Source organism: Agriterribacter sp. (assembly GCF_035497235.1).
Classification (GTDB): domain Bacteria; phylum Bacteroidota; class Bacteroidia; order Chitinophagales; family Chitinophagaceae; genus Agriterribacter.
On sequence record NZ_DATJEB010000049.1, the window covers coordinates 47,402 to 71,930 of the forward strand.

Annotated in this window: 24 protein-coding genes and 1 tRNA gene; 8 read left to right on the forward strand and 17 right to left on the reverse strand. The window is 42.8% G+C overall.

Translation table 11 applies throughout. The features are described from left to right. Window positions 1–52 precede the first annotated feature (52 nt). Window positions 53–808 carry a copper resistance protein NlpE N-terminal domain-containing protein gene (locus VL121_RS16400; RefSeq protein ID WP_325407315.1) on the reverse strand — a complete coding sequence of 252 codons (756 nt, stop codon included), beginning with the start codon at window positions 806–808 and terminating at the stop codon, window positions 53–55. Between the two features lie 6 nt (window positions 809–814). Then, a complete protein-coding gene (locus VL121_RS21735) occupies window positions 815–1,036 on the reverse strand; it encodes an urea transporter (protein WP_414635428.1) in 222 nt (73 codons plus the stop codon). 91 nt (window positions 1,037–1,127) lie between these two features. On the opposite strand from VL121_RS21735, the gene VL121_RS16405 reads away from it, so the two are divergent. Continuing rightward, window positions 1,128–1,463 (forward strand): hypothetical protein, encoded by a 336-nt coding sequence (locus VL121_RS16405; RefSeq protein ID WP_325407317.1) that lies wholly within the window; start codon window positions 1,128–1,130, stop codon window positions 1,461–1,463. A 97-nt stretch (window positions 1,464–1,560) separates the two neighbouring features. Next, the gene (locus VL121_RS16410; protein WP_325407319.1) at window positions 1,561–2,283 is read left to right on the forward strand and encodes a hypothetical protein; all 723 of its coding nucleotides are present in this window, start codon (window positions 1,561–1,563) and stop codon (window positions 2,281–2,283) included. A gap of 280 nt (window positions 2,284–2,563) precedes the next feature. Here VL121_RS16410 and VL121_RS16415 read toward each other — a convergent pair. The 7 genes from VL121_RS16415 to VL121_RS16445 all read right to left on the reverse strand — a co-directional run bounded on the left by VL121_RS16415 (window position 2,564) and on the right by VL121_RS16445 (window position 9,133). Then, window positions 2,564–2,650: transfer RNA gene (locus VL121_RS16415), tRNA-Ser, on the reverse strand. 39 nt (window positions 2,651–2,689) lie between these two features. Next, window positions 2,690–4,636: a cytochrome b N-terminal domain-containing protein gene (locus VL121_RS16420; RefSeq protein WP_325407321.1), complete on the reverse strand. Its 1,947-nt coding sequence runs from the start codon at window positions 4,634–4,636 to the stop codon at window positions 2,690–2,692. Continuing rightward, window positions 4,629–5,375, reverse strand: coding sequence for an SCO family protein (locus tag VL121_RS16425; protein WP_325407323.1), 747 nt, complete (start codon window positions 5,373–5,375; stop codon window positions 4,629–4,631). The genes VL121_RS16420 and VL121_RS16425 overlap by 8 nt, the downstream gene beginning before the upstream one ends. Before the next feature lie 77 nt (window positions 5,376–5,452). Next, on the reverse strand, window positions 5,453–7,120 hold the full coding sequence (locus VL121_RS16430) for a cbb3-type cytochrome c oxidase subunit I (RefSeq protein ID WP_325407325.1): 1,668 nt from the start codon (window positions 7,118–7,120) through the stop codon (window positions 5,453–5,455). A 17-nt stretch (window positions 7,121–7,137) separates the two neighbouring features. Beyond that, the gene (locus VL121_RS16435) at window positions 7,138–8,058 is read right to left on the reverse strand and encodes a c-type cytochrome (protein WP_325407327.1); all 921 of its coding nucleotides are present in this window, start codon (window positions 8,056–8,058) and stop codon (window positions 7,138–7,140) included. Between the two features lie 24 nt (window positions 8,059–8,082). Next, window positions 8,083–8,268, reverse strand: a complete 186-nt coding sequence (locus tag VL121_RS16440; RefSeq protein WP_325407329.1) for a hypothetical protein — start codon at window positions 8,266–8,268, stop codon at window positions 8,083–8,085. 160 nt (window positions 8,269–8,428) lie between these two features. Next, window positions 8,429–9,133: a Crp/Fnr family transcriptional regulator gene (locus VL121_RS16445; protein WP_325407331.1), complete on the reverse strand. Its 705-nt coding sequence runs from the start codon at window positions 9,131–9,133 to the stop codon at window positions 8,429–8,431. A gap of 176 nt (window positions 9,134–9,309) precedes the next feature. Between VL121_RS16445 and proB the strand changes: the two genes are divergently transcribed. The 3 genes from proB to VL121_RS16460 all read left to right on the forward strand — a co-directional run bounded on the left by proB (window position 9,310) and on the right by VL121_RS16460 (window position 13,371). Then, complete coding sequence (proB, locus tag VL121_RS16450; RefSeq protein WP_325407333.1) at window positions 9,310–10,344, forward strand: glutamate 5-kinase; 1,035 nt, start codon at window positions 9,310–9,312, stop codon at window positions 10,342–10,344. Window positions 10,345–10,353: 9 nt separating this feature from the next. Further along, complete coding sequence (locus tag VL121_RS16455; protein WP_325407335.1) at window positions 10,354–11,595, forward strand: glutamate-5-semialdehyde dehydrogenase; 1,242 nt, start codon at window positions 10,354–10,356, stop codon at window positions 11,593–11,595. Between the two features lie 276 nt (window positions 11,596–11,871). Further along, window positions 11,872–13,371 (forward strand): tagaturonate reductase, encoded by a 1,500-nt coding sequence (locus VL121_RS16460; RefSeq protein ID WP_325407337.1) that lies wholly within the window; start codon window positions 11,872–11,874, stop codon window positions 13,369–13,371. Window positions 13,372–13,513: 142 nt separating this feature from the next. Here the strand turns inward: VL121_RS16460 and VL121_RS16465 are convergent, their stop codons facing one another. Further along, entirely contained in the window at window positions 13,514–14,521 is a 1,008-nt protein-coding gene (locus VL121_RS16465) for a Smr/MutS family protein (RefSeq protein ID WP_325407339.1), read from the reverse strand. Between the two features lie 198 nt (window positions 14,522–14,719). Here VL121_RS16465 and VL121_RS16470 point away from each other — a divergent pair, with 198 nt between their 5' ends. Further along, complete coding sequence (locus tag VL121_RS16470; RefSeq protein ID WP_325407341.1) at window positions 14,720–14,887, forward strand: DUF6728 family protein; 168 nt, start codon at window positions 14,720–14,722, stop codon at window positions 14,885–14,887. Here VL121_RS16470 and lpxB read toward each other — a convergent pair. The 3 genes from lpxB to surE form a co-directional block, all read right to left on the reverse strand. Continuing rightward, the gene (lpxB, locus tag VL121_RS16475) at window positions 14,862–15,965 is read right to left on the reverse strand and encodes a lipid-A-disaccharide synthase (RefSeq protein WP_325407346.1); all 1,104 of its coding nucleotides are present in this window, start codon (window positions 15,963–15,965) and stop codon (window positions 14,862–14,864) included. The two genes, VL121_RS16470 and lpxB, sit on opposite strands and share 26 nt — an antisense overlap. Window positions 15,966–16,062: 97 nt before the next feature. Continuing rightward, complete coding sequence (locus VL121_RS16480; protein ID WP_325407348.1) at window positions 16,063–16,362, reverse strand: hypothetical protein; 300 nt, start codon at window positions 16,360–16,362, stop codon at window positions 16,063–16,065. Further along, window positions 16,359–17,147, reverse strand: a complete 789-nt coding sequence (gene surE / locus VL121_RS16485) for a 5'/3'-nucleotidase SurE (protein ID WP_325407350.1) — start codon at window positions 17,145–17,147, stop codon at window positions 16,359–16,361. Before surE ends, VL121_RS16480 begins: the two co-directional genes overlap by 4 nt. A 329-nt stretch (window positions 17,148–17,476) precedes the next feature. Here surE and VL121_RS16490 point away from each other — a divergent pair, with 329 nt between their 5' ends. After that, on the forward strand, window positions 17,477–18,232 hold the full coding sequence (locus VL121_RS16490; RefSeq protein ID WP_325407352.1) for an XRE family transcriptional regulator: 756 nt from the start codon (window positions 17,477–17,479) through the stop codon (window positions 18,230–18,232). Between the two features lie 186 nt (window positions 18,233–18,418). Here VL121_RS16490 and VL121_RS16495 read toward each other — a convergent pair whose 3' ends face one another. After that, window positions 18,419–18,556: a hypothetical protein gene (locus VL121_RS16495; protein WP_325407354.1), complete on the reverse strand. Its 138-nt coding sequence runs from the start codon at window positions 18,554–18,556 to the stop codon at window positions 18,419–18,421. A gap of 481 nt (window positions 18,557–19,037) precedes the next feature. On the opposite strand from VL121_RS16495, the gene pbfA reads away from it, so the two are divergent. Further along, entirely contained in the window at window positions 19,038–20,393 is a 1,356-nt protein-coding gene (pbfA, locus tag VL121_RS16500; RefSeq protein WP_325407356.1) for a (R)-1-hydroxy-2-aminoethylphosphonate ammonia-lyase, read from the forward strand. Window positions 20,394–20,460: 67 nt separating this feature from the next. Here pbfA and VL121_RS16505 read toward each other — a convergent pair whose 3' ends face one another. The 3 genes from VL121_RS16505 to VL121_RS16515 all read right to left on the reverse strand — a co-directional run bounded on the left by VL121_RS16505 (window position 20,461) and on the right by VL121_RS16515 (window position 24,480). Further along, complete coding sequence (locus VL121_RS16505; RefSeq protein ID WP_325407358.1) at window positions 20,461–21,321, reverse strand: GNAT family N-acetyltransferase; 861 nt, start codon at window positions 21,319–21,321, stop codon at window positions 20,461–20,463. Window positions 21,322–21,345: 24 nt separating this feature from the next. Beyond that, window positions 21,346–22,614 carry an MFS transporter gene (locus VL121_RS16510; RefSeq protein ID WP_325407360.1) on the reverse strand — a complete coding sequence of 423 codons (1,269 nt, stop codon included), beginning with the start codon at window positions 22,612–22,614 and terminating at the stop codon, window positions 21,346–21,348. 135 nt (window positions 22,615–22,749) lie between these two features. Continuing rightward, on the reverse strand, window positions 22,750–24,480 hold the full coding sequence (locus VL121_RS16515) for a PQQ-dependent sugar dehydrogenase (protein WP_325407362.1): 1,731 nt from the start codon (window positions 24,478–24,480) through the stop codon (window positions 22,750–22,752). Between the last annotated feature and the right edge of the window lie 49 nt (window positions 24,481–24,529).

The window sequence follows — 24,529 nt, forward strand, 5'->3', positions numbered from 1 at the left end:
CACTTGAAGTTGCCCGCTTTACATTAGAACCGGTATTGCAGGCAGTTTTACATTATTTCACTAACTCAAATCTGGCCAAAGGAGCCATTCTTGCTTTATTTAAGGATAAATTTGTTTCGTTTACACTTAAATTATCGGCTTCGGCAAGCACCTTTACTAATTCCTGTTCTATATTGTCGGGGCAGGCCATCAAGGTAGTAATGCCGGGTGTGATGATGAGCTGGTATTGATTTCTGATTTTGTAATTATTGAATATCACATTGCAGTTAGCTTTTGCTTCAATTTTTCCGTCTTTAGCATGAAAAATAATGTAGTGAGCTTCAGGCGTTCCTTTAATTGGTTTGCCGTATAATTCAATCAGTTTCCATCTCTTATTTTCTACACTAAGGTTTCCGTTTTTTATTAGCACATAATTCTTGGCCAACTGCCCTGTAATCCCGGCGCCTTTCATATCCAGTTGCCTGATTTTACCTTCTTCTACTTTATACATAGAGGGAGCGTCCCCGCTTTTGATGCCTTTCAGTTTGATCTGGTTTCCTTTCCAGTTAAATTTTCCTTTCACCGTATCTGTTACTGCTCTATCTATGTACTTACGGGTCAATACATAGTTTTGATCGCCTGTTAGCGTGAGCTCTGTCTCAATTCCCGGGCATGAAGCACAGGGCGTAACCCCATAATAGGCGCCCTGCCAGTCGAGTGAATTTTGGGAAGTGTGGCTATCTGTATTTGAACTGGTTTTTTTTACCGAATTGCAAGAAGCAAGTAATACTCCGATAAGGAACGTGGTGCCAATCAATTTTAAAGTCATATTAATTTAATTATTTTTCCCTGTATGTGTGATGAGCCAAAGTACGGCATTATACCCCATAAGTCTGGTATTGATCGCTGAAAAAGGTTCCGAAAGAAGCCATGCGGTTAAATATCCTGATACAGAAGTATAAACAGCATAGATAGCTATTAGCCTCTTGGTGCAGCAATCATTGGTAAGAAGTTTTTTTTCATCAAAAGTTTCGCTGGCTGTAAATGCTGCCGGCACCGTTCGTTCTTAAAATACTTTAAAATACAATATAGTTTTACTTAACTTTGAATCGCAAAGTACTTTTTAGTGATTACAAAAACTCAATAACATGCAGATTTCAAGGATAAAATTCGTTATTTTCTTCCTCGTTTCGGCATTTGCCTTTCAATTTATCACCAATTCGCTGTTGGGTGCCGAAGTCCGGCTCTTTCCTGTAAACGGCGAGTGGTTCCCGGGAGCTGAGTCACCGATAGCCTGGAAGAGTACCGTATCTACGATTTTATACCCCATCAAAATTGTTTTGATTGGCCCCTTGCCGCCATTATTTACAGATCCGGATCCGGCACCTCCAATTTTGGTTTTCGGGTTTGCTTTATACTGGGCTGCCATCGCATTAGTTCTTTATTATCTCCTCGGCAAACTAATCATTCGCAAAAAATCATGAATTGTAGCCGGATCAGAATATTGAACTATTGGTTATTTCGAAAGTTTGAGGTAAATACACCAAAATAATTCGGTCTTACTTCATTTAATATACATTTATGAATAGGCTTGAAGAACTATACTATGAGGCAAAGGCCGATGAATGGTTTAAACGGTTTGCTGTTTTTTGCCGCATCGCATTAGCAGCCAGCTTTCTTCCCGCGGGCTACGTGAAAATTATGGGTGAACGGTTCGCCAGTGGACTATCATCAAACAATCCTTTAGGACATTACTTCGATGCTTTACAACTCACTGGATATTACTATACCTTTATTGGAATTGTTCAAATCACAACAGCTATATTATTGCTGATTCCAAGAACTTCTCTTCTTGGTGCACTAATGTACTTTCCCATAATCATCAATATTTGTGTGCTGACTTATGCTACCCGCTTTGCAGGCACCCGGCTCGTTACGATGATGGTATTGGCAAGCTTGTTTTTACTAATTTGGGATTATAACCGGTTAAAACATCTTTTGCCATTTAAGCAACCCAAAACAGATCCTTATGTGTTAAAAAAGCCCTTGGGTAAAAGCATTAGGATCATTTTTTTTGGAAGTTCCTTTGCAGTCTTAGCCTTTATCATCATCGGCACTTTCTATTTATATGAGATCGGGCCGCAAAACTCAGAAGCTGAGTGCAAAAATCAATGTGCTTCCAGCAAAAATCCCGCGGCGTGCGAAATTTTCTGCGACTGCATTTATAAACAAGGTCAACCGCTGGATAGTTGTTTGACGACTTTTGCTAACGCGAAAGATATCCGCAAATCTGATGGGAAGTAGCTAACTGTTAATCAAATTTGTTTAAATCTTCTTTCTTTGCCAATTTAGATATTCCCGGGAAGCGTACCTTATTAATTCCTGTTAAGTAAACGGGCAGATGCCGGTAGGTTCCAGTCACTGTCTCGCTACAATAAGTAAGAGGCTGTCTCGGAAGGGCTGGTATAGCAGATATGCCACTAAGACTCAAATACATAAAATCCTGATCTTCAGGTTTTATTTTCTTCGTGTCTTAGCAACTTCGTGGCAAAATATTACTTTTTACGCAAGCCCTTATTAGTTGCGGAGAGACAGGGATTCGAACCCTGGGTACCCTTGCAGGTACAACGGTTTTCGAGACCGCCCCGTTCAACCACTCTGGCATCTCTCCTTTAATAAACAGCGCAAATGTATTTATTTCTGTTTACAATCAGTTTATTCCCGCTATTGCCAGTTTATTTTCTTTAAATACAATAAAAGTTCCATCGCCCTTTTTTAACGCTGCTTTGTTCAGGCGGAAATGTTTTTCAGGGAATGCTGTTTCCGTTAACTCAATATCCACATAATCTTCTTCAATGGTTAACTGTGTGTAAATAAACAGGGCAATATCCTGGCGGATTCCCCTTGGTGTATATTCCTTTTCATAAATCAGGGACTGGCGCTGCGATGAAAATATTTTCAAAACAACCGGGCTTCTCTTTTTAACAACCGGGCTGCTGGCCTGCATATGTTTGGCCGCGGAGCTGCCCCGCTCATATTCCTGTGGCGTGGAAATGTATTTGAAATTTACGATCAGTGTTTTTTCCGCCGGATTAAAGAACCGTACTTCAGTACTGCTTAGCGGGATCATTAATGCGAAGAAAACAGTTAGGATCAATACCGAAAGAATGGGCTTGTTTTTTTCATGATCGGCAATGCTTAGCCGGCCTTGCTTACTCCCGTTTTCATCGTTCCCTTCAAAAAAAGCAAGGAGCTTTTCCTTACTGTATTGAGTTAGCGTAAACAACTTCAGCTTAGACGCGTTATATTTTTTTGAAAAAGCAGGAGCCCTTTTTCGCAGGAATCTATTTACGGCCCATGTTTTTCCCAGGCGGTAATAACAGTCTTCACAACTCAGGAAGGCAACTTTCCGGCTGTTGTTTTCCAGTATTTGCTGCACATCCTTAGGCATCACACTGCCTATGCAGGGAACGCTATAATGTACAATATTTAGTTCCCCGGGTAGTTCGGGTTCCGGAAAGTAACTGCAACTGAAAAGCGTAATATCGGCTTTGTCCTGCGGGTGCAATCCCAGCGCAGGAAACTGCGGATGGCTAATGGCATGTTCTGCACAGGAGCCGATGCAGATGCCACAGCCTACGCATTTATCGGGTGAGAGGATCGCTTTTCTTTCCCCGTCTTTAATGAGCATGTCTATAGCTTCATACGGACAATCATAAGAGCAAAGATTACAGGCATCACATTTGTTAAGATCAATGTAAACGGGCGGCCTGTTTTTTCGTTTGAAGATATAAGGTATGATGCACAGCAGCAGCCCGGAACCTATTAAAATGATCCAGTTTTGATTAACGCTGAACAGCTTCATCAGGTAATAGCCAAAATAATAATACCAGTCGAAGGTAGTATGTACCGGCAGGTTGGATACCTGTGCGGGAGGATCGCTTTTCACCGGAAATAAAAACGATATAATGCCTAAAGCGATGGCTGAATAAATGATCAGTTTTTTAGGGGGAAATATCTTGGGCTTTGATATCCGAAGTACGTGTATCCAGATAATAATAACCGTTATCAGTGAAAAAACAATATGCCCGAACAGCGCCACCTTGAAAAAGCCGCCTACGGTAGTCAGGTCGTTTAATAAAAAAGCGCCGGCAATAGAAGGGTCAAAAATGGGTAGGCCGGAGAACAGCCTGGCAGTAAGATAGCCCGTAAGCTTGGCTTTTTGATCCCACACTAATATATAACCGGTTACCCCGATGAGGATAACGATCAGAAAAGAAATAATGCCGCTGATCCAGGAAACCAGTCGTTTAAACTTCGATGTTATTAAAGTGTGCAGCAGGTGCAGCAATATAAAAATAACCAGCAGATCTGATGAATACCGGTGGATGCTTCTTATCCAGCCGTTAAAAATATTGGCGGAAATAGCTTCTACCGAATCCCAGGCATGGCGTGGATTGATGTTGTAAAAAATAAAAATATAAATGCCGGAAATGCAGGCAATAAAAAAAAGCAGTATAGCTATACTCCCCAGGTGATACAGGGGATTTAAGCCGGTGGAATACAGCTTTCCCGGCCAGGAAGCATATTTTTGAAATAACTGGTGTCCACGGGTATGCGCTTTAATGATATTCCGGGTATCAGTTTGTTTATCCATTCTGGTTTTTTGAAACAATAAAGGATTTTATAAAAAGTCCGCTTACAAGACTGATCATCAGTAAGCCTGCCGATGTAGATATAATAAACCGCCAGTCCATTTTATAGGTTTTTAAAACAGGATCGTATCCGAAGCAGCGCAGGTAAAAGCCTTTGATGATACCTGGTCTTGTTTTTTCTGCCATAGCTTCCATAACGGCCAGCTTTATGTCTTTTTTTGAGGGATTTATTCCGTAGATGTATCTTGATATCTTTCCTCCCGGTGTTAGTACAATAAGTATAGAAGGGTGGTTGAATGTCTTTGTTACCGGATCATAGTCGTATTGGTAGTCAATAGACGACATAAACTGTTGTATGTTTTCCACGGATGCGGAAATGGTTTTCCAGTTTACGCCGTCCATCTTCCACCTGTTTTCATAGGCTGCCAGGTTCATTTGCCTGTCGCTGCTGTCAAAAGAAAAACTAACTATTGTAAAATCTTTTCCCAAACTACCCAGTTCGGTAATTGCCGTTTGAACGCCATTGCTGATTACGCCGCAAAGCGAATGGCAATTCGTGTACACAGGCGAAATAATAAGCGGCTTTTTGCCCAGTAGTGTAAACAGTTCGAAGCTGTTGCCGGCGGCATCGAACACCTTAATATTAGCCGCTTTTTGCGCGAGGAATTTTTTTTCGTTGGGAAAATTGAACCCGCTTAATAAAAGCCATACAGGCAGTATCCATGCAAATGCATATTTCATATCAACGGGGTTATAATACCGGGGTGGGGGCCCCGGTATCAATTTTTAAACATCAGGTTTATCTTCGGATATGGTATTTAATTTACGTTCCATGTTGCGGCAAGCCATTTCCAGTTCAGAAAAAAGAGCGCCAGAAAAACAAGTAAAAATATAATGGTAAGCACCAGTGTGCCGGGTGCTTCAAATCCTTTATGAGCTTTGGTTTGCGGCGCCAGTGGTGAAATGGCGAGTTGCATATCCTGCGGGCCGTTTACCTTTGGGCCAAAGAAAACGGAAATTACCACAATCAGTATCCATATTAGTGTAGACAGGAATGCCAGCGTGCCGCCCAGCATCATCAGCGCCCAGAAAAAATCAACCGCCGGGTTGAAATTATAAGTAAAAGGTCCCCCCGAGAAAGTATTATCCCAGTGCCGCCGCGGAACACCCATTTGTCCGAGCACGATCATTGAAACAGACAGCAGGGCTATTCCAGCAAAAAACATCCAGGGTTGCCATTTGGCCCATCTAAATCCTACAATTTTTCTCCTGAAGATTAGCGGTATCAGGTAATAAGTAATACCCATAAAGGTGAGGGTAGTACCAATTACCACGGTTCCTTTAAAATGGCCGGGAATGGCTATCGTATTGTGTACAATAATATTGGTTTGTTCCATTCCAAAAATAACTCCTGTGGTGCCGCCAATAAATCCAAAGCCTATTATAGCCAGTATAATGGAAGAAAAAGCAGGATTACCCCAGGGCGCTTTAGACAGCCACTGGAACAACCCCTTGTTGTATCCCCACCTTCGCTGCGCCGACTCAAACGAAGAGGGTACGGCAAAAGCGTGTATCATGGAAGCCAGCACCGCCAGGTACATGGCATAGCTGGTATTCCAAACTTTCCACGCACTGCTTACACCCGGATCTGTTAGCAGGTGGTGGGCAGATGCCAGGCAGATGAAAAGGATATAAAGCACAAAGGCTGTTCGCGATACCCTTTCATTAATAGACGTGCCGCCAACCGATAAAAAAGATACCATATACCAGATGGATACCATTGCCGCCACATTAATTTGTTGTGAGGAATGCCCCAGCCCCCACCAGATCAGCTTGTACATACCGGGGTCAATATTGTTTATCAGCCCCAGCGACCATAAAAAAGTAGGGATATAAATAAGCGCTCCGGAGGCTAATGTAATAACCGCGATGATGGCTGCCGTCATTAAGCCGTAGGTAAAAAGCGGCATGGTATCGCCGTATGCTTTTTCCCTCCTGGCGATCATGAGGTTGCCAAAGAACAATACAACTGCAAGCAGGGCGCCTACCGCAAAAAGTATCACACCTAAATAATACAGGGGGTGCGCTTTAAGCGGGGTATAGGAAGTGAGCATCACATCCGCTTTTCCCATTAAAATAATAATGTTAGACAGCACCAGTCCTGCCGCCATCAGCGCAAAAGCGATCCAGCCCAGCCGTGGTGCGCAAAACCGGGTATTGAGCACTACAGTTGAACCAAAATATAAACCGGCGATTTCAAAAAAGATGATCCAGAAAATAAGCGCGTTCAGTCCGTGAAAGGTTACCAGCCGGTAATACCATTCGGCACCCAGCAGGTGTACGGGCTGGTACCGGGTAAAAACCAGTAATATGGCGGCTATAACGGCAAGCAATAAAGAAATAACGGCAAATACCGCGTTGTAACGGATAAGCTTTTCCGATTGCAGGTCTACTTTAAACCCTGTTATATCGCAAGTACGAAACATGGTATCAGGTTTTAGGGTTAGTTTTTTAATGTTTTGATGTAGGCGATCAGTTGTTCAATCTCTTCATCCGTTACCGGGAATACGGGCATAGGCGTATTTTCAAAGCCAGCCGTTATTTTTTGTTGCGGTTTTTTAATAGATTCCCTTATATAGGCTTCATCTACCATAATACTGGCTTCCCTGCCGTTCTCTGTTACTTTTTCACTTTTCCCGAACAACCCGTTCCATGCCGGCGCTACCTGGCTGCTGCCGTCTGTTTTATGGCAGGCGCCGCAGCCTTTCAGCGTGTATACCTGCTCACCCAGTAAAGCCATTTCCGTTTCCGATAATTGTTTATTTTTTTTCTCCGTTAATGGCTCAGGGGCTTTTTTGAGATTTTCGTAGCCATATAATTTCAGGTCCTCCTCCTTCTCTATCACCACAATTTTCCCGATCATGGTGTGATGCCCGATACCGCAAAATTCATTGCATATTACTTTGTATTCACCAGCCTCCGTTGGCTTGAATTCAAGTACATAATCATACCCGGGATATACCTGAAAATTCATGTTCACCGGTTGTATGGAGAACCCGTGCACCACATCCTTCGATGAGATGTGCAGCTTGTACGACTGGTCTTTTTGCAGGATCAGAACCGGGCTCCATCGCCACATTTCGCTCATCACAAATACATCGCTGTTGTGCTGGGGCCTTACTACCGGAATACCGTTGTCTGCGCCTATCATATTTTGTTTGGTATAAGCTTCGCTGAGCTTCGAAAACTCTGCCGTGCTTGTACGGTAAGTAATGTTGGAAGGATTCTGTTTCCCGTATACGTGCCACATGATCATCCACACAAAAAGCATGATGCAAAGCAGAAGGGCAATAATCATCCACATTTTTTCATCTTTGGATACTTTTTTGTCGTACCATCCTTCTGCCGGACTGAATAAACTCATACGTAGCGTTTTTAGGTAAAGAATTTATTTGATCAGGGCTTCTTTGATTTCCTCCGGGATAGCCGGCAGGTTGGCAAGTTCCATTACACCCCACAAAAGGTAAAAAATAGCGTAGATGGTTACCCCTAAAAAAAGCAATAACATATAATCATCCATTATCATTCTTCCAAACGGGGTTTTTTCTCTTTCCTGTTGCTGATTATTTTCCATAAATAATAATTTGTAGTAAAAACAGCGTAATATCAGCCTAAAGCTAATGGTGATAAAATGCACTAAGATGGAAACTGGCTGATAAATATGCCGGTAAATACGGTTTCGTATTTTTTTTGAAACGGAATTGTTTATTTTACCCTGCGGGATGGCTATTGGGTTAATGATTAGCGCCGGAGATCATTCTGAGTGCTTCGGTATCGAGGTAAATAATTTTTTTAGCGACACACTTTACCAGGTTTTCTTTTTCGAAATCGTTTAAAGTTTTAGAAACCTGTTCTTTGGTGGTACCCGTTAAATCGGCAATATCCTGGCGGCTGAAATGTATGCGGAAAGGACACCTTTTTGCTTCGTAGTTATACACCCGTGCTAGTATTAAAAGAGCTTCTCCTATTTTTTCCCTAACGGTTTTATGTGCCAGGTTAACGGATTTTTTTTCTGCGAGTTCCAGTTCAGTAAGAAGCTGATTAATGACCTGTTGCTTAAGTACGGGGTTCTTTTCAGCAATGTCATCAAATAACGCTAACGGAATATAACAGTATTGGATATCGGTTACCGCGGTTGCAGTGCAGGCATGATAGGGATGAAATGAATTTGTTCTATGCCCAAAAATTGCCCCCTGCCCGGCAATATGAAGTATGAGCGGCCTACCCTGTTTTCCGTTCAGCTCTACCTTAAGAAACCCTTGCTTAATAAAATAAATACCCTGAACAGGGTCACCTTCATAAAATAGCTTCTCCCCTTTGTTTAAAGACTTTGCTATTTTAAAAGTACTGATGGCAATAAGCGTAGGCGTATCACATGCCTTTAAAATAGAGCAGTTTTTAATTTTGCAGGTAATACAATCATACCTTATTATCGCCATAATGGGTTGTTTATGCTGACAGGAATAAATGTAAAATCAGGTTTTCTACCTGATTGTTATATGATAATGCTTAGCCATTTACCTGATTTTTGTTCTGCCCCACACAAAAATTTTGGATGGCTAAATCTTCCTTCTCCTCCGTATTTTTGCAACTATTCTAAAAGGGGGCTGCATTCATGTTAAAAAAGGTGTTGGTCATTAAGTTAGGCACGGCTGTTATTACAGATGAGGAAGGAAGGATAGATGAGTTTGTTATAAAAAAAATAGCCGGGCAAATTGCTACGCTCAGTAATGAATATAATATCGTGCTGGTATCCAGCGGTGCGGTGGGCAGCGGCAAATCATTTTTTAAGAAATACAAGGGCACATTAACGGAAAGAAAGGCGGCGGCGGCTGTGGGCAATCCTATGCTTATTCAATTGTATCATAAGTATTTTTCGGCATATGGTATAACGGTGGCGCAGGCCTTGTGCGAAAGACATCATTTCTCCAACCGCAAACAATTCCTGCAGCTCAAAGAAACCTTTGCCGAATTCTGGCAAAACGATATTCTGCCGGTGGTAAATGAAAATGACCTGGTAAGCAATATTGAGCTCAAGTTTTCCGATAATGACGAACTGGCAACATTGATTGCCATTGGCTTTGACGCCGATACGCTGATCCTTTGCACTTCAGCCGGCGGATTGATGGATGCTGAAAAAAACATCATCCCCACCGTACAAAAAATTGACGCTACCATACTCGGCTATGTAACCAAAACCAAGTCCAGTCTTGGATTGGGCGGCATGCTATCCAAGCTCACTTCCACTAAGCTGGCTGCTTCGCTGGGAATAAGCGTGATCATCTGTGGTTTAAGCGGAAAGGATACCTTAATTTCGGCGCTGCAGGGCAAAAGCGGCACCACCTTTATTACCCAGGCCTCCAATCTCAAAGCCCGGCAGAAATGGCTGGCCAGCGGTTCTATCACTATTGGCGGCGTATATGTAGATAAAGGCGCATCAAAGGCCCTGCATGCGCGAAAGAGCTTGCTTACCGTAGGCGTTAAAAAAGTAAAGGGTAACTTTGTTGCAGGTGAGGTTATTCAGCTCATTGATGAAGATGAAACCATAGTGGGTGTTGCCAAAGCAAAACTCAGCGGGGCCGAGATCAGCAAACAAATTGCACATAAAAATATTATAGCGGCGCACGCCGATGACATTGTGATTTTTTAATAGCAGCAGATGAGTACTACAATTGCACAAATAAAGAAAGCCTCCGGGGCGGCTCCCCAATTGCGGGCAATGGCCGATAAACAGTTGAAGAAGATTTTGCTGATGCTGGCAGATGAGCTCGAAAAGCAGCAGCGTTCCCTGCTGAAAGCGAACCATGCGGATGTAGTAAAACAGGATCCCGGCAATCCGCGTACGGATCGCTTAAGATTAGACGAAAAAAGGATAAAAAGTATCGCGCAAAGTATCCGTAAGGTAAGCCGGCTGCCTAACCCATCGGGAAAAGTTCTGGAGAAGCGTACACTGAAGAATGGTTTATTGCTTGAAAAAATAGCCGTTCCTCTGGGTGTGGTGGGCGCCATATATGAATCAAGACCCAATGTTACATTTGATATTGCCGCTTTATGCATTCGCAGTGGCAATGCCTGCGTACTCAAAGGTAGTAGTGAGGCGGAAAATTCCAACCGTGCAGCCGTGCGTATCATACAGCAGGTACTCAAAAAGAACGGGTTGCCCGGCGCTGTAGTAACTTTACTCTCTTCGGAAAGAGCAATCGTACAGGAGTTGTTTACCGCCACCCGGTATGTGGATGTACTGATACCACGCGGTTCGGATGGTCTTATCCGTTATGTGCGTCAGAACAGCCTGGTGCCGGTTATTGAAACAGGAGCAGGCGTGTGTCATGTATATGTGGAAAAGAAAGCAGACATCAGTAAAGCTGTGCGTATCACGGTAAATGCAAAAGTGTCCCGCCCATCGGTATGTAATGCCATGGACGCGTTACTGGTAGATCAGTCTATCGCCCCTGCTTTTTTACAAAAATTGCAGCCGGAACTGGAACAATATAAAGTAGAAATTTTCGCTGATCCCGCTGCTTACAAAATGCTGAAGGGATACCCCTATCTCCGGAAAGCGCAACCTGCCGATTTTGGAAGAGAGTTCCTCGATTTGAAATGCGCCGTTAAAGTGGTGAAGGATTCCGTTGAAGCAGTTAATCATATCCGTGAGTATTCCACCAAACATTCGGAAGCAATTGTAACGGAAGATAAAAAGCAGGCCGAATATTTTTTACATGAAGTGGATGCCGCCGCGGTTTACCATAATGCCTCCACGCGGTTTACCGATGGGGAAGAATTTGGTTTAGGTGCCGAGATTGGCATATCTACTCAAAAATTGCATGCCCGCGGACCTTTTGCACTGGAAAAATTAGTAACAGAAAAATGGGTGATCAGGGGTAACGGGCAGGTGAGGTAATTTGAGAATTTGGGAATGTGAAAGTGTGAGAATGTGGGAATTTGAAAATTTGAAAATTTGAAAATGAGAGCAGTCGGTACGCGATGAAAGAAGCATCAGACGGAGGAGTATGTGGGGAATTTTAAAATGTGGAAATGTGTACCCTGTACCTTGTAACTTGTACCCTGCAACCCGGCTGGTCTTTCTTTTCGGATTTTAGATTTCGTGCTTTGAACTTTATTTGGTTCCTGGGGCTTTCTTCGGATTTAGGATTTTTTACTCTTCGAATTTTTTAATATGGTATTAAACAAAAGCAATCTTTCAGTCATCAAAAGCAACGCAGTACAAAAGCCGGAAGCCAATGTGTTTGAATTGCCGGAGAAGGTATTGCAATTTGGCACCGGTGTATTACTAAGGGGCTTACCGGATTATTTTATTGATAAAGCCAACCGGCAAGGCATATTTAACGGCAGGGTAGTAGTGGTAAAATCAACCAACACCGGTGGGGCCGATGCCTTTGATACACAGGATGGATTATATACTTTATGTGTGCGTGGCATAGATAAAGGAGAAAAAGCAGAAGAGAACCGTATTTGTTCGGCCATAAGCCGGGTATTATCGGCACAACAACAGTGGAATGAAATTTTACACTGCGCCCATAACCCTCAACTCCAGATCATTATTTCCAATACCACGGAGGTTGGAATAACATTGGTGGAAGAGGATATTCGCCAGAAACCGCCGGCTTCATTTCCTGCAAAACTTTTGGCCTTTTTATATGAAAGGTATAATGCCTGTGGGGGCAAGGCAGATGGAGGTATGGTTATTATTCCAACGGAATTAATTGTTGGTAATGGAGATCGCCTTGCCGAAATTATTGTGACCCTTGCCCGGTATAATAAGCTGGAAGACGGTTTTATGGCATGGCTGAAAATGCATAATACTTTTTGCAATTCACTGGTAGACCGTATTGTGCCGGGAAAGCCGGCTGCTGAAGTAAAACAAAAAATTGAAGATGATCTGGGCTATACCGATGAATTGCTCATTATGTGTGAAGTGTACCGCTTATGGGCCATTGAAGGGGATGACAAAGTAAAAAAGACGTTGTCTTTCGCATCTGCAGATAGCGGAGTAGTTATTGCGCCGGATATAGAAATGTATCGTGAGCTCAAACTCCGGTTACTCAATGGAACGCATACGCTAAGTTGCGGACTGGCATTTTTGTCAGGACTTAATACCGTGAAAGATGCGATGGAAGACCAGGCGTTCGGACAGTTTGTGCATGATGTTATGCTCAAAGAGATTGCTCCCGCCATTCCCGCTACAGTAGATGCGGCGGAGGCCGAACGGTTTGGTTTGCAGGTGTTAGACAGGTTCCGCAATCCTTATATCAGGCACCAGTGGATCAGTATAACCATGCAGTATACTTCTAAAATGAAGATGCGGGTGGTGCCGGTGCTGAAAAAGTATGTTGCTGATCATAATTCAGTTCCCCCGCATATTGCTTTGGGCTTTGCCGCTTATTTGCTGTTTATGAAAGTGGTAAAAAAGGAAGGCGACAGGTACCTGGGTGAAAGGAATGGAAAACCCTATCCCATTAATGATGACAAAGCGGGTTACTTTTTTGAGCAATGGAAAAAATATGAGGCAGAAGGGCTGGTACAGCAGGTATTAAGCGATGCCGGCTTATGGGGCACTGATCTTTCCGCGCTGCCCCTGTTTGTGCAAACCGTGCAAAATAAGCTTAAGACTTTGATGAAAGAAGCACCGGTAAACCTTATTGCCGGTTTGAAATAGCGGGCATGCCGTTTGCTTGATGAGGGAGCGGTCATACTGCGCTTATCTTCTAATGTGAAAAAAATAAATATGGACTTACATTTAAAAGATAAAACCGCATTTATCAGCGGGTTAACGGCAGGTACCGGTTTTTGCAGACGGGTTAAAAATAAATTTCGGTAGCGCCGTAGCCAAAAGAAGGGTGAAATTGGTTAACAAAGGATTTTACTTCTTTTTTATGGCGGAGCAGGGCATGAATCTCGTCCCGCAGTTTGCCGGTGCCAACCCCATGCACAACAATCAGCATAGACTGGTGATGCTGCAGGGCAAGATCGTAGTATTTCTCAAAAGTTTTTAGCTGCAGGTCTAACTTTTCGGCCTTGCCCATTTTTTCCCAATGGTCGGTGAGCTTTTCAATATGCAGGTCTACTACTGTGCGTGGAGGAGCACCTGCTTTTGTTTTTGCGGATTCGTATATTTTATATCCGGCGGCCGATAGTTTATCTAAGTCGGGTTTTTCTTCTATGATACGATCGGGATATTTTTCAAATAAAGGGTATGAAAAACTGGCTTCCTGCTTCAGTTTCATTTCTTCAATTTTCTGGAACACCTGTTTAGCCCGTAGCTTTAAAAAGGTTTCATAGTATTCTGCTTTGGTTTTATCCGGCTTTGTTAATGAAAATTCAAACCAGAATTTTGGTGTATCGTTCAGGTTTTCAAACGGCACATCGTGCAGGTAAAAATCGCTCAGTGGCAGCACTTCATTTTTTAATTTGAAATCTGCTTTCCCGGCAAGCGACAACTCATAGGTAAAAGAAAAAGTAGTTGCTGTTTGGTTAATAAGATACAATTTGAATTGCTCCACAATATCATCGTCAAATACATCTTTATCAAATACAGGCAACAGGGCAAGCCATACGCCATCACCTACCTTGTATTTCGCGTTATTCTTTTCCTTTTTTATATCCTCAGCATATTGTTTCGGTTTTTTAAAATCTGTTTTCTTTTGAGAAAACCTTTTGAAATAAGGAAAATCAATCTGGTCGAGGTACGCCGGAAACTTAACGCCTTTCACATTTACCATTACCATTTTTTCATTGATGATATCAATGATCTGTCCTTCCTCATCCGAATGAAGCAGTAAAACCGTATCGCCTAACTGGTATTTCATAACAGGCAAAAATACGAATAATGAGGGTTGCAGTTTACAGAAAGAAAAGCGAAGTGAACGAAAAAGAAAAAGCTATGCAAAAACTGCATTACTTGTCATGCTGAAGTTGACAAGCAGTGATAGATTGACATGCTTTTGTTCGAAAATTCAATCTTTCCATTTTATGTAGCTTTGTGGTCCAAAATTAAACGCAATGTTATGGGGGTATGGCAACAAATAGCGCAGTATCTCTTTCTCAAAAAGAAAGATAAGGATGAAGCACCCGGTTCATTGATAAAGTTTATGCATGGCATCAACCGCATTTCCATTTTGCTTTTTCTTTTTGCCATCATTGTAATGATCACCCGTTTTGCAAAAAGTTGCTGATGGCTTTTGCCGCATTGGTGGAAGCATGGCCTCCCTGGCTGAGTAATGTTTTTAGCGCGCTGTAATCTTCCCGCAACTGTTCAATACGCTCCTTGCCGGTAAGCAGTTCCTGCAATTCTTTTTTAATATTGCTTACCGTAAGTTCATGCTGTATCAGCTCTTTTACCACGGGCTTATCCATGATAAGGTTCACTAATGAAATGTATTTTATTTTAATAACCCGTTTGGCAATTTCATAAGAAACAACGCTGCCTTTATAACAAACTACTTCGGGTACGCCAAACAATGCCGTTTCCAATGTGGCCGTACCGGAGGTTACCAGCGCTGCCGTTGCCCGCATTAAAAGATCGTATGTTTTTCCCGACACGGCCTTTACATTGCTGTAACCGCGGAGCATGTTGTTGTAAAATTCCTTATCTAATCCCGGCGCCATAGCTACTACAAATTCGTAACCGGTAAAATGTCTGCTCACTTCAAGCATAACGGGTAGTTTTTTCAGGATCTCCTGTTTACGGCTACCGGGGAGCAGAGCAATGATGTTCGTTTTTACTGTATTAGGGTGTTGTGCCTGCCATTCATCCACTACTTCCACCAGCGGATGTCCTACATATTCTACTTCGTAGTTCCATTTTTCGTAAAAATCTTTTTCAAAGGGAAGGATCACCAGCATCTTGTCTACACATTTCTTAATAGCATGCACCCTGTTTTCCTTCCAGGCCCAAACCTGCGGAGAAATATAGTAAATAATTTTAAACCCGTTTGCTTTTGCCCATTGGGCAATACGAAGATTAAAGCCGGGGTAATCAATAAGAATGATGGCGTTGGGTTTAAAGCCGGTAATATCTTTTTTACAAAAAGAGAGATTCCGAAAGATAGTGCGCAGGTTTTTTACCACTTCAATAAATCCCATGAAGGCCAGCTCGCGGTAATGTTTTACCAGGTGAGCGCCGGCAGCCTCCATCATATCGCCGCCCCAGCAGCGAATATCGGCCTGTGCATCCTGTTGCTTCAATGCTTTAATAAGATTGGAGCCATGCAAATCGCCCGATGCCTCTCCTGCTATAATGTAATACTTCATTTTTTGTTTTCCGTTGAAGCGGAATAAAAGAAAATCCTGCAACCATCTTTATAAAAAAGTTTCACCACCTTCTCACTCACCACTCACCATTCACTGCTTATCCCCAAAACTTAAACAACAAAGCCGCAATAGCATATGCCAGGGTTACCGCAAAAATCCCTTTTGCCGTTTGGTCCTTACGGGAATTGATATATAAGGTAAAAATAACGATATTCAAAAACAGACAGGGGATGCTGATGGCGGTAACCAGCCTTTTATTTTGATGAAAGGCATCAAACATTTCACCCATGCTGTATAAAGGATAAAATTTAACATAGTAGTAAATAATAAGGCTCAGTAAAGGCCCTATAAATCCTAAGATCAGTCCGAACACGAGGTCATCTTTTTTAAAAATCACTGTTTAAAGGTTTTTTCGAGTTTGGTTTTTAAAACGTAATTGGTAAGGTCAAATTGTACCGGCACCACGCTCACATAGTTATTCGACAAGGCCCACACATCGGTATCTTTTCCTTTATCAAAATTTACAAATGCGCCGGTAAGCCAGTAGTATTTTTTGCCGGCAGGGTCTTTTCTTTCATCAAAATCCTCTTCATATTTGGCATAGGCCTGCCTGCATACTTTTATACCGTTGACTAAGCTTTCGTCAATAGCGGGAAAATTTACATTGAGGCAAAGATGCTTATCTGCTTTGCGTTTCATGATGGCTTGCACAATTATCCTGGCGTATTTACGGGCTGCTGTAAAATCCGCTTCCATGCTGTAATCGAGCAGCGAAAAGCCAATGGAAGGAATGCTTTCAATGGAAGCTTCTATAGCCGCACTCATGGTGCCGGAATAAATAACGTTAATGGAATGATTGGGTCCGTGGTTGATGCCACTGATGCATATATCCGGCTTCTGACCTAATATTTTATCTACAGCCAGTTTTACACAATCTACAGGTGTGCCGCTGCAACTCCATGCTTCCGCTCCTTCCGTTAAATGCACCTGCTGCAGCCGGAGTGGTGAACCAATGGTAATGGCATGTCCCATACCCGATTGCGGCTTATCGGGCGCTACTACTACTATTTTGCCCAGGCCTTTTACCGCTTCCACTAAATTACGGATACCCGGCGCCATTACGCCATCATCGTTGGTAACCAGTATAATGGGTTCTTTTTTCTTACGTTTAGCTATTGCCATTTAAAAGCGTATGTTTATTTTGTAAAAATCATGATTATTTAGTTGCTGCCCAAATTGCAGTGAAATAAACAGACAGGTAGGCAAAATCAATTTCTTTATGTTATTGTGAAAGAGGTGAATGGTGAAATGGTGGAAGGTGTGCGCTTTACTTCTCCCGTTTGGCACAGTTCCGGTTTTTGTGCAAAGACGTTCTCAATGAACATGTACAGAAGCGTAGCATGGTCTGAAGATATTTCTATAAAAGATTTTAAGAATATCTGTAAATTTTTAGCAAAAATATTTTGTTATAACTAATAGTATTAGTATTATTGTGTACTAAAATAATTAGTATGGCACAATCACTTGCAGGGCAAAACCTGAAATACCTTCGCAAACTGCGCGGCTGGACGCAGGAAGAGTTTGCTAATAAATTAGGCATTAAGCGTTCTTTGGTGGGCGCTTACGAAGAGGAGCGTGCTGATCCGCGCATTGATGTACTCGAGAAGTTAGGTGATATGTTTAAGCTCACCCTGGATGATTTGCTACGAAAAGATTTGAGTGAGGTAAAGGGTAACTACTTAGTTAAACGCAGGCAGCAGAAGCTGATGTCGGAAAATAATCTTATCCACTTTGTGCCGGTAAAGGCCGCTGCGGGTTACCTGGCGGGTTATGCGGATACAGAGTTCATTGATGAGCTGAATACTTTTACGTTGCCCATGCTGGCAGGAGGTAACTACCGTGCTTTTGAAATTATTGGAGACAGTATGCTACCCACACCCAGCGGTTCTGTTATTGTGGGCGAAAAAATAAACAGTCTTGATGATGCTAAAAGCAGCAATGCGTTTATTGTAATATCGCGTAATGAAGGGATCGTATATAAGCGCGTTGAAAAAAACAACCGCAATAAAAGCAAAATTACCCTGGTAAGCGATAATCCTTCTTACCAGCCTTACCAGGTAAATGCGGAAGATATTTTAGAATTATGGCAGGCTCAAATGGTGATCGCTAAAGTAGCCAGCCAGCAGCGCTGGGATGTAAACCAGTTGGCTTCCCTTGTTAGTAACCTGCAGGAACAGGTAACTGTGCTGAAGAAGAAATACAATTAATTGGTTTGCATTTTGACAGGCTGGAAGCGTTTACAGATAGAAAATAATTCCCCTCTTGTGTCGAAATCAATTTATGTTTTCGACACTGAATTTAACTCATGTCGGAATGAGCACCCTGATTGTAGGATAAAGCGGAAACTCAACTGTATCACATTTCCTTTCACTTGCATTGATTGGCATTTACATTCATGCTGCACAAACCGCAACTTCTCCTCTTTCCAGGTCAAGGTACTGCAAATACCGGCGGATAATGTCTTCATCCAGCGTTATAAGTAATACAATAGCCATAATCAGGCTCAGGTAAAACGGAAAATGGTCCGGCATGTATTATTAGCATTTAACGGTACTCAAAAATAGGGGTTGAAATATCCTGGAATAACGCTACGGCAATAGTTTTTCCTATATAAACTCTGGTGAAGCGTGTTGAATCCGTCCTTCCCATTTTATCGTATCAGATAACGGGAAGCATTTTTGACCCTTCCCCTCCAATGATGGCGTTTTTACGGATACTGCCCCAATGGTATTGCCCGATTTCACCGGTATTTTCAACAATGTTTCCCCAGCCTTAATCTGGAAATCAGTTCCCTTTAAATGTAATTTGATCTTTTATATGCAAAACTACCGTTCAGTTACTATTGTTACAACCCGGTATTTGCTATGATCTCCGGATTAATAAAACATTGTGATGTTGTACCTTTTATTAAGTGAAGGAAAATGATTTTATGGCAGGATTGATGTATTTTTTTGTAAGAAACTTTATATACAACGTATATTAGCTCATCAACACAGGATTAATTTTTTTCTTATGGATCAGACCGTTTCAAAAGAACAGGGCGATATCAATACAGGCAGCTTAAGAGCTCAATATGTTAACAGCCTGGATGAAGAGACCCGGCATTGGCTGGAAGAAGATGAAAAATATTTTTTGCATCAGGCATTGTCTACACCGGTGATGAATATACTGGCAAAAACCGAGGGGGCATGGATTGAAGATATGCAGGGCAGGCGTTACCTCGACCTCCACGGCAATGGCGTGCATAATGCCGGTTTCTCCAACCCGGAAGTAATAGCTGCGGTACAAAAGCAATTGCAGGAAAAGCTGGCGTTTACCCCGCGGCGTTATACCAATATCCCGGCTATTGAACTGGCAAAAAAGCTGGTTGCCATAACCCCGGCGGAGCTTACCCGTGTATTGTTTTGCCCCGGCGGTTCTGAAGCTATAGAAATGGCTGTTGCTTTGGCCAAACATATAACAGGAAGATGGAAAACAATTTCTTACTGGGATTCCTATCATGGCAATGGGTTTCAGTCGTCCAGCATCGGTGGGGAAGAGCATTTTTCTATTGGTATGGGACCCATGATGCCGGGCGCATTTCATATTGAGTTTCCAAACTATTACCGGAACCCGTGGAATATGGAAGATGAGGAGGCGGTTGACGAACAATACCTGCGTCAACTGAAGATCATCCTGCAAAGAAATCCCGACATAGCGGCTATTGTGGCCGAACCCATTTCTTCCACGCCGGTAGTGCCATCGCAGAGGTACTGGCAGCAGATCAGGGAAATTTGCGATACCCATGGCATCTTCCTCATTTTTGATGAAATTATTGAAGGACTGGGAAGAACGGGCAAATGGTTTGCCTGTGAACATTATGTAACACCCGATGTGCTGGTGCTGGGCAAATCGCTTGGCGGAGGGCTGCTGCCCCTTGCCGGCATAGTAACCAAAGAAAAATATAATGTTTTGCAGCACCGTTCCATCGGTCATTTTACGCACGAAAAAAATCCTTTGTCGGCCGCAGCCGGGCTTGCGGCTATTCATTATATTGAATTGCATGAACTGGTAAAAAATGCGGCCACGCTTGGACGTTACTTACTCGAACAGCTTCTTGAACTAAAAAAGCGCTTCCCTGTTATGGGTAATGTAGCCGGCAAAGGAATGCATCTCGGTATTGATCTTGTTAAAGACCCGGTTACCAAAGAGCGGGCAACTTTATATGCAGAACAGATCATGTACGATTGTTTGAAACAGGGTGTTGCATTTAAAGTAATTGAGGGTAATATCTTAACCCTGCGGCCTTCATTGGTTATTACAACAGATGACTGCGACCTGATTGTGCGTACGCTTGAAATTGCATTTGGGCGAAATAAAGTGTACTAACGTTAAGTTAACCTAATATGCTGTATGTTCTTTGTGAGAGGCGAGAGGACAAAGGTGAGCATTTCTTTTACCCAAACTCAGGTCCGCATATCGCGTAGAGCATGCTGCTGGTTCCGGGAAAATGGTTTTCCGCTTTGTACATTCTTGTAAAATAGCGCTGCGTGCTAAAGCCAATAGCAGTTAATGAATGCATCAGTTCTTCTTTATCACACAATACATCCGCAACAACCGGTTTGCCTGTAAGTTGATTCAGCGCATGCAACATAAGTAAATTTGCATCCGACTGCGTTTGTGCTATTACGGGTCCTATGTGATGGTATTTGCTTCCGTCTCTTCCCAGTGAAAACCCTGTAACCTGATTATTTTGTAATAGTACCCATGCTTTATGAGGATGGGTTCTTATCAGCATTTCAATTAGCGGCGTTCTGTTAACGCCAAAAACAATTTCATCCAGGGCAATGATTTCCGGAATATGTTCTAACCGGATTGGTTCCGGCAATACACCACCAGGAATGGTTATTTTTTGGGGGGCTGTATTCACCATTCTTGCAATACGGTATTCGTTTTTGAAGCCAAATTTTTTATACACCTGTTGCCCCTGCGCTGTGGCATCAAGTTTAACCGAAGGGAAGGATTCAATTTTTTTGAAAACATGTTCAAGCAGTAATTTGCTTATTCCCCTTCCCCTGTATTCTTTATTTACCAGCACCATTCCAATCCAGGCAAGCCTGTTGGAATAATGAATGGCAGTGGTTGTTGCAATGATATCTTCTTCACATACAGCGGCAATACAAATATTCCGGGGATCTGCTATTAAAAAATTCCAGTCGTTTGCCGTTTGGTTCCAGCCTTCTGCGGCAGACAGTTTCATTGCAGCCGCAGCATCACCCGTTTGCAGGGTTCTCAATGTGATCGTAATTGTTTTCATTACAATAAATACAGTGCCTGCATATTATTCCGCTTCATTGTAATTCATATCTTTTTTAAACGTTTCTTCAAGATAAAAAAGTGCAACTATCGCCAAGGCATAAGCGATCAATCCTACGATTAAAGCGCCGTAAATGATTCCTGCATAACTTTTCATCAGTATAAAAAGAGCAGTTAGCGGTATAACGGTAGCTCTTACAAAGTTAGGTATGGTGGTGGCAACTGTTGCCCTGAGATTGGATCCGAAAAGCTCGGCTGCAACGGTTATAAAAAGCGTCCAGTAACCACTTGAAAAGCCAAGGCATGCGCAAATTACATAAAACCATGTGGCGGAATGAAATGGCGCCAATAAATAAATAAGTACCAATGAAACGGAAATGAGTATAAAGAGTAAAATCGCCTTTTTACGGCTCTGCAAATACTGGCTTAAAAAACCGCTGGCGAGGTTCCCTGCTACCTGTCCCGAAAAAGCAAGCATCACGGCTTTGCCCGCGTCAATAGGTTCATTGAGTCCCAGCGCCTGTCCAAATTCCGGCGAGAATGTTATAAGTATGCCTACAACAAACCATATGGGCATTCCAATAACAATACCGTTGATATATTTGAATAGTCTTTTTTTGTTGTTCAATAACATGAGTACATTTCCCCGTTTAATTTTCTTCTCTTTCAACTTAAGGAAGATGCCCGATTCAAAAACCCTGATCCGCATCACCATCAGTAACAGCCCGAGTCCGCCGCCAATAAAATAAGATATCCGCCAGTCGAAAAAATACGATACCAGGTAGGCGAGCAAGGCGCCCATTACCCCCATTGTGGCTACTAACGTTGCGCCATAACCGCGAATTTTATTTGGTAAAATTTCCGATACCAGTGTAATGCCTGCGCCCAGTTCACCGGCAAGGCCAAAGCCGGCAATAAACCGCAATACGGCATAGGCGCCCACAGAAGTTACCAGCCCGTTGCCGATATTGGCTAAAGAATAAATTAAAATAGAACCGAACAAAACAGACAATCTGCCTTTCCTGTCGCCCATAATACCCCATACAATTCCGCCAATCAGCATGCCCGCCATTTGGAGATTCAGCAACATGAGCCCGTCTTTCAAGATACTTTCTCCGGAGAGGTTCAGTGATTTTAAACTGGGCACACGAACAATGCTGAATAGAAATAAATCGTACATGTCTACCATATACCCAAGTGCCGCTACTAAAACAGGAAGGCGTAACAGATGCTGGATGGTTGTTCCGGAAGCTATGGAGATAGCTGCACTTGCTAACGGGTCTTTTATTATCATGTTGGATAGTTGATTTCTATTTTGCTTTAAAGAGGTATCAGGCTTCAGGTGTGAGGTGTCAGGTATTCTATACCCTGAGCCTTGCAACCTGCCCCCTGTAACTTATAAACCGTAAATCTCCAAACCACAAACTTCTTATTCCTGTGTTTGTTCGGCGCTTGTTAGCTTATACAATTTTCCATCCGCTTTGGTTAGTATATATAATTCACCTTGCGCGTCCCTGCCAAAATGCAGATCAACGCGGCTGCTTTCGCAGGCTTGCGCAAGTGTGGCAGAAGCGCTGCCTATTGTAATGCTCCATTCCCTGATCATTGCCTGTTTTCCCTGTTCTATATCTGATACGTTTATATAGTACAACCTGCCTGAAGGAATATCCCCAAAAAAGTACTTTCCCTTTAATTGAGGAATAGCATCTCCCCAATATTCCAGTCCGCCAGAAATGGCAACGCCTTCGTCATGATCAAATTCAGCAACGGGGTAGGTGATCTTATACACGCTGTCATTTGCCGGCAACGGGTATACGTTATTGATATCTCCATGAGGGTCTATTACAAAGCTGCCTTCCCTGGTGGGCCAGCCATAATTATTGCCCGGACGCACCAGGTTTACTGATTCAATATGATGCTGACCGATATTACAGGCCAGCATTTTCCCATCCCTGGTCCAGCTAATGCGGTGCGGGTTCCTGAAACCAAACGCATAAATTTCGCCCGGTATTTTGCCGGTATGTTCCCGGGCAAACGGGTTATGCGCCGGAATGCCGTATTGCCCATTGGCACTGTTGCGGCCCAGGGGATCTATACGAAGAATGGTACCCCATATTTTTTCTTTGCTTTGCGCTAAAAAAGAATAACCGTTTTCAACAGAGCCGCCATCTCCCACACCAATATACAATAGACCATAATCTTCATCGCCTGGTTTGGCAAGCGGGTTAAAAGTAATTTCCTGTACGCCGTGAATGCCGCCCACCATATCCGCCCTGAATAATTCGCGGCTTGTTCCTGCAAAATGATCAGTGGTAGTGTTGCTAACTTTCCATTCTGTTAGCACCCATTGCACTGTTGCTTTAATAGAATCATCGAAGCCAAATATTGCTTTTGCTGTATAAGGAGGTTCGGTATGCGTGGTATAAAAGAGACCGTTTGCGGCGAAATTGGGATGAAAAGCGAAGCTGCCCAAACCCGTTGCCAGTCCCGGCTGGTGAATAAACCTTGGTTTTAGTTTAATAATATCCATATAGAGCACAGGCTGCCCGTTCTTTATTTTATATAATTTGCCGTTAAGATCATCCACAAATAAATCGCCTGTATTGGGTTGAAAGTCGAGCTTGGTAATTCTTGCCAGTGGTTTTTTGCCGTCATCAGCCGTAACCGGAAATGATGTAACCGCTGTAAGGTTTACCACCAGCCCGCTAAATTTTATCCGTTCAGGAATAGGGTCTGCCAGTCCTTTATTGGTTTCTTTTCTGGAGTTGGCGGATGGCTGATGTGCATTCAAAAAAGCGATCAGTGCATTTACATCGTTGTCTTTTAACGTGGCAAATGAGGGCATCATGGTTTTGTATTCCTTAAATAACCGGGTTGCCCGTTCATCGCCCGATGCAATGGTTTGTTCGGGGCTGAGGATAAAATGACGCAACCATTCTGCAGGAACTTCAGTGGTTATGCCCGCCAGCTTTGGCCCAATGCCGTTTTGCTGCATATTATGGCAACTGGCGCAATATTGATTAAACAGGGTTTTGCCGGATGCAATGACAGTAGAGTCCGATGGTATCGCATCCGCGTGCGATGATGAGCCCGGATGACAGGAGCAGAAAAGCAGTAACAAAATCATCGCAGTGTGTATGGGCAATAATCTTTTTGGCATTATAGATAAATATAGTAGTGTATAATATTCATTATTTTTTTTATAACAC